The organism is Clostridium sp. M62/1 (genome assembly GCF_020736365.1).
In the GTDB taxonomy this organism is placed as follows: domain Bacteria; phylum Bacillota; class Clostridia; order Lachnospirales; family Lachnospiraceae; genus Otoolea; species Otoolea saccharolyticum_A.
Genome location: NZ_CP085988.1, coordinates 98,422 through 107,500 on the forward strand (window position 1 = coordinate 98,422; position 9,079 = coordinate 107,500).

Consider the following 9,079-nt stretch of genomic DNA (forward strand, 5'->3'; position numbering starts at 1 on the left):
TTTCAATCCTCCTGTTCTGAAACTATTTTTCTTACCAGAATCATCTTTCTGTTCTGCTCTTCTTTCCTCGCTCTGTGATTTTACCGCTTCTCCGGATGCAGCTTTAAATCCACCACAGGATTTACAAGTGGTTTCATTTCAAAGCCGTCTGGTCCGAAAATCCGGCATTCTGCCGTGTCACCATCCTGAATCTGGAAGGCCCTCGGCGTTCCTGTGGAAAGCACGTCGCCGGCAAGCCATCCCTGAATGCTGCTGTGCAGGGAAACAAGGCGGGCCGGTCGGTGAGTCATATTGCTGACCGTATTTTTTGCATACAGTTCTCCGTTGTGAACACTCTGAACCTCCAGCTTCAGAACATCAGGCACCTCATCCGGGGTAACCAGCTCAGGCCCGAAGGAGAAAAAGGTCGGAAAATTTTTAACAATCGTAAGATAGCGCGGGTTTCCCTGCACATAGTCATTTCCCTTGAGGATCGACTCCTCGGTCATGTCGAGAACAGTTGTGTATCCCACAATCGCCTGCTCCCAGTTCTCCTCTGCCACATCGCGGCAGTCCCATCCCATTATAATGCCGAGCTCGGCCTCCGCCGTGGTTTTCTGCGCCTCCCTGAGGGCCGGAAGCTTTATCTCATCTCCCGGCCCAATCAGCGTGTCAGCCTGCTTAAAGAAGCTGCCCGGAAATCCCGTGGGTGCCGCTGAGCCGATATCCCCTGCATGCTCCGTATAATTGAGCCCGATTCCAAAGATTCTTCTCGGATTGCGGTAAAGAGGTGCATAAACTGCCTTCTCTTTTGGAATCATCCCCCGCATCTTTTCGAGCTCCTCTTTTCCTCCCTCATTATACCAGGCAGTCATGCCGGGAATCTGGCCCGCACAGATCAGCTCATACATCTCTTCCTTCCAGGCAGTCCCTTTCGCTGCATTTACTGCAGAGATCGGGACAATTCCTTCTGCTGTAACAATACCTGCTTTTTCTCCTCCATTTATTTTAACTGTAGCAAGACGCATATAATTTCCTCCTTTTATTCCCTGTCTTCCGTACTCAGATTTCTGATTATCTCCTTGTACCTCAGCCTGTTCTATGCTTCTCCCTCCTGGAGCTTTTTCACAGCCTCTGCGATTCTGAGACAGCCCTCCCTCACTGCATCCATACTGGCGGCAAAAGAAAGTCTTAAATATCCCTCTCCGCCAGGGCCGAACACATCACCCGGAACCAGGGCAACCTTTGCCTCATTCAAAAGGTATTCTGCCATCCATGCACTGGAATGTCCCAGCGCCTTTATGTTAATAAAGATATAGAAGGCTCCCTTTGGCGTCAGACAGCTCAGACCCGGAATAGAATTGATAGCCTTCACTGCACAGTTGCGGCGCTCCTCATATTCCCGGACCATATTCTCAACCTCATCTGTCTCCTCCCTGAAGGCTGCTATGGCCGCCTTCTGCACAAAGGACGGCGCACAGGTCGTATTGTGCTGATGAATTTTATTGAGAACTGCAATGTACTCCTTAGGGGCTGCTACGTAACCGATTCTCCACCCCGTCATGGAGTATGCCTTGGAAAATCCGTTCATCGTGAAGGTGCGCTCCTTCATCCCAGGCAGAGAGGCAATGCTTATATGCTTCTCCCCGTCATAGATCAGTCTCTCGTAGATCTCGTCGGCAATCACCAGAAGATCTTTTTCCACTGCAAGCTCTGCAAGTCCCTCCAGTGTCTTTCTGTTTAAAACTCCTCCTGTAGGATTATTCGGTGTCACAATCACAAGAGCCTTTGTCTTTTTTGTCACCTTGCTGCGAAGCTCATCCAGGTCGATCTGATAATTATGTTCCTCCGTCAGAGAATATGTAACGGGAACCGCCCCCAGAAGCTTCGGTACATTCAGATAATTCATCCACACCGGGTCGGGAACCAGAATCTCATCGCCTTCATTTAAGATTGAGCAGAGTGTGTCGAAGACCGCCTCCGACAATCCCACTGTAACCAGGATTTCATCTGCACAGTAATTTACATTGTTCTCCTTCACCAGTTTTTCAGCGATAGCCCGGCGAAGCTCCATCGTTCCAAAATTGGATGTATAAAATACATCGCCGTCCTCCAGAGCCTCTATACACGCCCTTTTGATATATTCCGGCGTATCAAAGTCAGGACGTCCCAACTCAAAGTGAAGCACCCTCTCTCCGTTGCGTTCCATGGCCAGGGCCTTTTCATTTACCTTCCTGATCCCAGATGGAACCAGCTTATCCATTCTCTCTGCTGTCCTCAGTTCCATATTTGTTCCTCCTTTTATCCCGCACCGTTTTCTTCGGCCCGATCTGGTTCTCCCGTTTGGGAGCTGATTGATTCTGTTCTCTGCCTGCAGCCGTTTTGCCGGTTGACAGTACTACATGTATCCGATATGATGATACTGTTTCATTCTTCCGCTCCTTTCTGTCTGAACCATCTGTGTTTTTCTTGTCCTTATTGTATAAAGAGGAGGCGGGAAAGTAAAATACGTAAAACTTAAACGGTTTATCTCTGATTTGTTATAGACATGCATATGGCTGCAGACAGCCGTCTGCAAGGAGGATTTGATATGCTTGATTATAAGGAATACATCTGTGCCATCAGCGAGGAAAAGAGCTTTTCCAGGGCAGCTCAGAAGCTCTATGTATCTCAGCCATGGCTCAGCTCAGTAGTAAAAAAGGTAGAGCAGGAGATAAAAATACCTCTTTTTGACCGCAGCACTACCCCCATCTCCCTGACGCCGGCAGGGGAATACTATGTGGAACAGGCCAGAAAAGTGATGGCCATCGAGGATGAAATGCGCCGCCATTTCCAGGAGCTGAGCATGAAGACGGACGAGGGATTAAATATCGGAAGCTCCATGTTCTTCTGCACCTATGTCCTGCCAAATCTTCTGCAGGAATTTCGTGCCATGAATCCGCAGATTACCCTGACCTTCACGGAGGGGGACAGCCAGACACTGCTTGGAAAGCTGCTGGAGCAAAAGATTGATTTTATTCTGGAAGCAGAGGCACTGAAAGGCCCAAAGATTCAGTCAACAGCCTGGGCTGTGGAGGAGATCGTGCTGGCTGTTCCCTCCGCCTTTCCCATCAACCGGGAGCTTCAGGATTACTGCTACAGCTTCAACGAATTTCAAAACAGGAAATCGCAGGCAATTGAGAAGCCCCCGGTTCCCCTCAGTGCCTTCAGGGAGCAGCCCTTTCTGCTGCTTTCCCAGGGAAATGACATCTATCAGAGAAGTATCGAACTGTGCCGTCATGCCGGCTTTGCTCCAAAGGTTTCCATGTATCTGACACAGATGATGACGGTTTACTACTTAATCTGTGAGGGGCAGGGAGTCTCTTTTCTGCGCTCAACCATCTCCGAATATGCGCCGCCGGCTGAGGGAGTCGTATTCTATCAGCTGGACGATCCGGCTGCTGTGCGCAATATCTATCTCTCCCAGCGCAGGCAGGAGCCGGACGTGAGACAGCAAAAGCTGCTGGACTACCTCTGGAGTCAGAGTCTTCTGCAAAGATAAGAAAGTCTGATAAATAAAAAACTGCTGCAGAAAAACTGGAATACAAAATGCAAGACAGATTCTCACTGTTCTGTCCCAATATCCTGTATGACAACTTTCCTGCAGCAGCCTTTTTCTCTGCCGGTTCTCCAGGGCGTATAATTTTCTTCTGCATCCTCATCCCGGCAATTTCCTGTATATTTCAACCGGGGTCTTTTTTCATCCATTTCTGCCAGACGGAGTCCTATCTCTCCCCGGTCTTTTTCAGACAGCTCTCCCTCCAGAATTTTTCTTACAGAGATTCCTCCAGGATTCTTCCGTCCACGGAAATCGTCACAACCCGAAACGGCACAGCTTTCCTGCTTTCTCTTAACGCCTGGGCTGCCGCCCTTTCCATTCCTCCGCAGCATGGAACCTCCATCCTCACCACAGTCACGCTCCTGATACGGTTCTGTGAAAGGACAGCGCTCAGCTTTTCTGTGTAGTCGCAGGCATCCAGCTTCGGACATCCAATCAGCGTTACCTTCTCCTTCATAAACTGTTGGTGAAAATTTCCATAGGCGTATGCCGTGCAGTCCGCAGCAATGAGAAGATCCGCGCTGTCAAAATATGGTGCATTCACAGGGGCCAGCTTAATCTGTACCGGCCACTGCCGAAGCCAAGAAGAGTGCGTTCCTGCCTCCGGCCGTATATCATCTTCCTTTCTCTTCTCTCCTGCCTGTATTCTCCTTCTGTTTTCCCTCACAGCCTCCTCGTCGTAGGCCGCTGCCTCCCTCTCGGTAAAGGTGATCGCCCCGGTCGGGCACGCCGGCAGACAGTCCCCCAGTCCGTCGCAGTAATCATCCCTCAGAAGCCTGGCCTTCCCGTCTATCATTCCAATAGCTCCCTCATGGCAGGCTCTGGCGCACAGACCGCAGCCGTTGCATTTCTCCTCGTCAATACTTATAATTCTCCGGATCATCGTTCTCTTTTTCCTCCTGCTTCCATTGATGCTGCAAGCTGATTATATCCTATCAGGTGAACTTTGTATGTTGGAATTACAACGCAGAACTCTTTTTTATCTCATAAAAAGGAGGTTCTGCTCCCAGCTGTCCTTGCGGAAAGATTAGAGTCGGTTTTTATCCCCCCACTCACACATTCCGTCCAGAATCGGTATCAGTGACCTCCCTCTTTCTGTCAGGCTGTACTCCACTTTCGGGGGAATTTGAGGGTATTCCTCCCGGTGGACGAGCTGATCTCTTTCCAGTTCTTTCAGAGTGGCACTGAGTGTCTTATAGGAAATTCCTCCGATATATTTTTTGATCTCATTGAAACGTACCACCCCAAACTCCATAAGGGTATAAAGAATCGTCATCTTATATTTTCCGTTAATCAGTGACAGAGTATAGCTGAACCCCGTGGTACTGAGGCATTCATCTGCAATGCACCTCTCTCTCATTTTACACTCTCCTTCAGGTAAGTATATAAATTTGCTGTAAGTATCTCACTTAAATGTGCGTACTTGTTTTTTATCTCATTCTCGTTATGATTATAATATCAGGAACAGGTAAAGTCAATTTTACAGACACAGAAGGAGCGATGATTATGACAAAGAACTTTCATGCAAAACCCTATTTATTTCCTATGCCAACCTATATGATCGGCACTTACAATGAAGATGATACGGTCGATGTGATGATGATGGCCTGGGGCGGCATCTGCGCAGAAGATATGGTTGCACTGAATCTGGAAGCCGAGCACAAAACTGTCGCCAATATTGAATCAAGGAAAGCGTTTACTCTGGCTGTGCCGGGAACCGATACGCTCAGAGAGTCTGATTTTTTGGGAATCGCCACAGCCAACAAGATGGCAGACAAATTCGAGCGCAGCGGGCTTCATGCGGTCAGAAGTGAGAGAGTCGATGCGCCGGTCATTACCGAATACCCCATCACGCTGGAATGCCAGGTCATTGAAATGCAGTCCCAGCCATATGGCCTGCGGGTTCTCGGAAAAATCGTCAATGTAATTGCAGATGAGAAAGTGTTGGACGGGGCTGGAAACATTGACGCCAGCAAAATTCACGCTTTCGCCTTTGATCAGATGCAGAACGGCTATTATGCGATCGGCGAAAAGGTGGGGCAGGCATGGCACAGCGGTGCAGATTTAATGATAAAATAAACCATCATCACAAGCGAGGTGTCAGGATGAGTAAAAATATTGTCATTTTAAACGGAAGTCCGAGAAGGAACGGAAACACATCTGCCCTTGTCAGGGCATTTACCGAAGGTGCAGAAAGCGCAGGACATGCGGTGACAGAATTTTTTCTGGACAGCATGGAGATCCACGGGTGCAAAGGGTGTTTTGGAGGACACAGCAGCCGGGAATGTCCCTGTGTCCAGGCAGACGACATGAACCGAATCTATCCTGCTGTAAAAAACTGTGATGTGATCGTTTTGGCCACACCCCTCTATTATTGGAATATGAGCGGCCAGCTCAGAACAGCTGTTGACCGCCTGTTTGCCCTGGAAGAGGGAGACGGAAACCTGCTGCGCGGCCATGACAGGGCCTGCGCACTGCTGATGGCCGCGGAAGGACATGATTTTGAGGACGTTCTGTCCTACTTCGATCACCTGATGAAGCTTCTGCGCTGGACTAATCTCGGTCATGTACTGGCAGGCGGCAATGGAGATGCGGGCGATATTATCGGAAAACCGGAAATCCAGAAGGCCTGGGAGCTTGGAAAATCGATTCCGGAATAAAAACATGGCGCAGGTCTTTGGCCATGGAAAAAGTGACCTGTTCAGGCAGAACGTTGTTTTGACAGAGCCGACAGCATGCGGATAACACTGCAGCTGCCGGCTTTTTCTTTCCTTTTCAGCTGCAGGATTTATCAGAACATTTCCCCTTCAGACAGAGCCACCATCTTTATGCTTTCACAAAGCAAGTTCTTCCCTATAGAACAAAATTTTTCCTGCACAACAAAAAAGGAACCATCTTCCGATGATTCCTCAGAGAGGCGACAACCAGATTTGAACTGGTGATCAGGGTGTTGCAGACCCACGCCTTACCACTTGGCTATGTCGCCATAATGACCCCAACGAGATTCGAACTCGTGTTACCGCCGTGAAAGGGCGATGTCTTAACCGCTTGACCATGGGGCCTTACTTTAAAGCTCCACAGTTTAACTGCTTCGCTCTGCTATCTTACCATAAATTCGAGCAATTGTCAATTAAGTTCTATGTTGAGGTGTTTAAAAAACTCCCCCTGTTGGACTCGAACCAACGACACTGCGGTTAACAGCCGCATGCTCTACCGACTGAGCTAAGGAGGATTACTTCCCCCGGATTCTTTCTCTCCGGTATCTGGGGTATTCATACATACCCTCAAAACCACACATTGAACTTCCGCTCTTCCTTCTTCCTACCTTTCCATCCTTCCTACCCAACCTCTTGGTTAAGCCCTCGACCGATTAGTAACAGTCAGCTCCATGCATTACTGCACTTCCACCTCTGCCCTATCTACCTCGTCGTCTTCAAGGGGTCTTACTACTTGCGTATGGGATATCTCATCTTGAGGGGGGCTTCACGCTTAGATGCCTTCAGCGTTTATCCCGTCCCGACTTGGCTACTCTGCCATAGACTTGATAGTCTAACAGATACACCAGAGGTCAGTCCATCCCGGTCCTCTCGTACTAAGGACAGCTCCTCTCAAATATCCTACGCCCGCGCCGGATAGGGACCGAACTGTCTCACGACGTTCTGAACCCAGCTCGCGTACCGCTTTAATGGGCGAACAGCCCAACCCTTGGGACCTACTTCAGCCCCAGGATGCGATGAGCCGACATCGAGGTGCCAAACCACTCCGTCGATGTGAACTCTTGGGAGTGATAAGCCTGTTATCCCCAGGGTAGCTTTTATCCGTTGAGCGATGGCAATCCCACTTTCATACCACCGGATCACTAAGTCCTACTTTCGTACCTGCTCGACCCGTCGGTCTCGCAGTCAAGCTCCCTTCTGCCTTTGCACTCTTTGAATGGTTTCCGACCATTCTGAGGGAACCTTTGAGCGCCTCCGATACCCTTTCGGAGGCGACCGCCCCAGTCAAACTCCCCACCTGACATTGTCCCACTGCCGGGTCACGGCAGCTGGTTAGAAACCCAGTACCACAAGGGTGGTATCCCAACAGCGACTCCGACGAAACTGGCGTCCCGTCTTCTTCGTCTCCCACCTATCCTGTACATGCAGTACCGAATCCCAGTATCAAGCTAGAGTAAAGCTCCATGGGGTCTTTCCGTCCTGGCGCAGGTAACCAGCATCTTCACTGGTATTTCAATTTCACCGGGTGCATTGTCGAGACAGCGCTCAAATCATTACGCCTTTCGTGCGGGTCGGAACTTACCCGACAAGGAATTTCGCTACCTTAGGACCGTTATAGTTACGGCCGCCGTTTACTGGGGCTTAGATTCAAAGCTTCGGTTTCCCTAACCTCTCCTCGTAACCTTCCAGCACCGGGCAGGCGTCAGCCCATATACCTCACCTTACGGTTTTGCATAGACCTGTGTTTTTGCTAAACAGTTGCTTGAGCCTATTCTCTGCGGCCACCTTTCGATGGCACCCTTTCTCCCGAAGTTACAGGGTCATTTTGCCGAGTTCCTTAACAATGCTTCTCCCGCCGGCCTTAGGATTCTCTCCTCATCCACCTGTGTCGGTTTACGGTACGGGCACATATCACACAATAGCGGCTTTTCTCGACAGCCCCTACGGAAACTTCCCTACTTCTGTTCGGTACGCGTCACAGTCTCCTGTTGCCAGGCGGATTTGCCAGCCTGACCAGTCCTCTGCTTGCCCCGGTCTTTTCATTCCCGGGTTTTCCTCCGGTTCTGTGTCCCCACAGTTCTGATGATATGTGGTACAGGAATTTCAACCTGTTGTCCATCGACTACGTCTTTCGACCTCGCCTTAGGCCCCGACTTACCCAGAGCAGATCAGCTTTACTCTGGAAACCTTAGATATTCGGCCTGGAGGATTCCCACCTCCATCTCGCTACTCATTCCGGCATTCTCTCTTCTATACAGTCCACAGCTCCTTATCGGTACTGCTTCCTCCCGTATAGAATGCTCCTCTACCAATCCCTTAGGATTCCTAAGCTTCGGTGTTGTGTTTTAGCCCCGGACATTTTCGGCGCAGGACCTCTCGACTAGTGAGCTATTACGCACTCTTTGAATGTGTGGCTGCTTCTAAGCCAACATCCTAGTTGTCTTCGAAATCCCACATCCTTTTCCACTTAACACACACTTTGGGACCTTAGCTGTAGGTCTGGGCTCTTTCCCTTTTGACTACCCAACTTATCTCGTGCAGTCTGACTCCCGTACATCATTTATGCGGCATTCGGAGTTTGATATTCTTCGGTAGACTTTGACGCCCCCTAGGAAATTCAGTGCTCTACCTCCGCTAAACTAATACGAGGCTAGCCCTAAAGCTATTTCGAGGAGAACCAGCTATCTCCGGGTTCGATTGGAATTTCTCCCCTATCCACACCTCATCGCCACCCTTTTCAACGGATGTGCGTTCGGTCCTCCATTCCCTTTTACGGGAACTTCAA

General features: G+C 49.7%; 7 protein-coding genes, 3 tRNA genes and 1 rRNA gene (1 of these 11 cut by a window edge). 3 read left to right on the forward strand and 8 right to left on the reverse strand.

The window, feature by feature from the left end; translation table 11 throughout:
* Positions 1-80 precede the first annotated feature (80 nt).
* Together LK436_RS00590 and LK436_RS00595 are read right to left on the reverse strand one after the other, a co-directional pair.
* Positions 81-1,007: a fumarylacetoacetate hydrolase family protein gene (locus LK436_RS00590; RefSeq protein WP_008397146.1), complete on the reverse strand. Its 927-nt coding sequence runs from the start codon at positions 1,005-1,007 to the stop codon at positions 81-83.
* 71 nt (positions 1,008-1,078) lie between these two features.
* Positions 1,079-2,266 carry a pyridoxal phosphate-dependent aminotransferase gene (locus LK436_RS00595; RefSeq protein ID WP_008397145.1) on the reverse strand — a complete coding sequence of 396 codons (1,188 nt, stop codon included), beginning with the start codon at positions 2,264-2,266 and terminating at the stop codon, positions 1,079-1,081.
* Positions 2,267-2,569: 303 nt separating this feature from the next.
* On the opposite strand from LK436_RS00595, the gene LK436_RS00600 reads away from it, so the two are divergent.
* Positions 2,570-3,520, forward strand: coding sequence for a LysR family transcriptional regulator (locus tag LK436_RS00600; RefSeq protein ID WP_044930913.1), 951 nt, complete (start codon positions 2,570-2,572; stop codon positions 3,518-3,520).
* Between the two features lie 271 nt (positions 3,521-3,791).
* Here LK436_RS00600 and LK436_RS00605 read toward each other — a convergent pair whose 3' ends face one another.
* Positions 3,792-4,460, reverse strand: coding sequence for an ATP-binding protein (locus LK436_RS00605; protein ID WP_008397141.1), 669 nt, complete (start codon positions 4,458-4,460; stop codon positions 3,792-3,794).
* Between the two features lie 144 nt (positions 4,461-4,604).
* Positions 4,605-4,937 carry a winged helix-turn-helix transcriptional regulator gene (locus tag LK436_RS00610; protein ID WP_008397140.1) on the reverse strand — a complete coding sequence of 111 codons (333 nt, stop codon included), beginning with the start codon at positions 4,935-4,937 and terminating at the stop codon, positions 4,605-4,607.
* Between the two features lie 146 nt (positions 4,938-5,083).
* Between LK436_RS00610 and LK436_RS00615 the strand changes: the two genes are divergently transcribed.
* Positions 5,084-5,656 (forward strand): flavin reductase family protein, encoded by a 573-nt coding sequence (locus tag LK436_RS00615; RefSeq protein ID WP_044930911.1) that lies wholly within the window; start codon positions 5,084-5,086, stop codon positions 5,654-5,656.
* A 26-nt stretch (positions 5,657-5,682) separates the two neighbouring features.
* Entirely contained in the window at positions 5,683-6,237 is a 555-nt protein-coding gene (locus tag LK436_RS00620; protein ID WP_008397138.1) for a flavodoxin family protein, read from the forward strand.
* 255 nt (positions 6,238-6,492) lie between these two features.
* On the opposite strand, the gene LK436_RS00625 is transcribed toward LK436_RS00620, so the two are convergent.
* The 4 genes from LK436_RS00625 to LK436_RS00640 all read right to left on the reverse strand — a co-directional run.
* Positions 6,493-6,563, reverse strand: a tRNA-Cys gene (locus tag LK436_RS00625).
* Between the two features lie 4 nt (positions 6,564-6,567).
* A tRNA-Glu gene (locus tag LK436_RS00630) sits at positions 6,568-6,639 on the reverse strand.
* 97 nt (positions 6,640-6,736) lie between these two features.
* Positions 6,737-6,809 (reverse strand) — tRNA-Asn (locus tag LK436_RS00635).
* A gap of 118 nt (positions 6,810-6,927) precedes the next feature.
* Positions 6,928-9,079: ribosomal RNA gene (locus tag LK436_RS00640) — 23S ribosomal RNA — on the reverse strand (it continues 734 nt past the right edge of the window).

Coding starts and splice junctions, on each gene's coding strand:
- LK436_RS00610 (WP_008397140.1), bottom strand. CDS start 4,937: ATGAGAGAGAGGTGCATTGCAGATGAATGCCTCAGTACCACGGGGTTC.
- LK436_RS00605 (WP_008397141.1), bottom strand. CDS start 4,460: ATGATCCGGAGAATTATAAGTATTGACGAGGAGAAATGCAACGGCTGC.
- LK436_RS00620 (WP_008397138.1), top strand. CDS start 5,683: ATGAGTAAAAATATTGTCATTTTAAACGGAAGTCCGAGAAGGAACGGA.
- LK436_RS00615 (WP_044930911.1), top strand. CDS start 5,084: ATGACAAAGAACTTTCATGCAAAACCCTATTTATTTCCTATGCCAACC.
- LK436_RS00595 (WP_008397145.1), bottom strand. CDS start 2,266: ATGGAACTGAGGACAGCAGAGAGAATGGATAAGCTGGTTCCATCTGGG.
- LK436_RS00590 (WP_008397146.1), bottom strand. CDS start 1,007: ATGCGTCTTGCTACAGTTAAAATAAATGGAGGAGAAAAAGCAGGTATT.
- LK436_RS00600 (WP_044930913.1), top strand. CDS start 2,570: ATGCTTGATTATAAGGAATACATCTGTGCCATCAGCGAGGAAAAGAGC.